The sequence below is a fragment of the Phormidium sp. CCY1219 genome (assembly GCF_055795085.1).
On the sequence record NZ_JAYFEQ010000063.1, the window covers coordinates 1 to 429 of the forward strand.

Below are 429 nucleotides of genomic sequence, written 5' to 3' on the forward strand. Positions count from 1 at the left end.
CATAAAAGGATGGAGTAACTATTACAGCACAGTAGTATCCAAGGAAATTTACTCCAAACTCGACTATATGGTTTGGGTAGCTTTAAGGGCATGGACAGTATCAAGATGTGGAAAAGCGTCCATTGATAAGCTCAGAAAGTATTACCATAAGGGAGCCAATGGAAACTGGACGTTTCAAACGCAAGATGGGTTAAGATTATTAAAACACATAGAAACTCCCATCAAGCGACACATCAAAGTCAAAGGCGATAAGTCTCCATTTGATGGAGATTGGGCTTACTGGAGTAAGAGAGGGATTAACAAAGTTGGTCTCCCAACTAAGTTAGCCAGACTTTTGAAGGAACAAAAAGGCAAGTGCAATGAATGCGGCCTGTTCTTCACGGACAGTGACCTAATTGAGGTAGACCATATTAAACCTCTAGCGGCGGA

At 41.7% G+C, this 429-nt stretch carries 1 protein-coding gene; it reads left to right on the forward strand.

Going from position 1 to position 429, the window contains the following annotated elements:
- Positions 1–46 precede the first annotated feature (46 nt).
- Positions 47–429: HNH endonuclease (locus tag AC0QH1_RS00440; protein ID WP_442957257.1), on the forward strand; the 383-nt coding region annotated here is incomplete at its 3' end.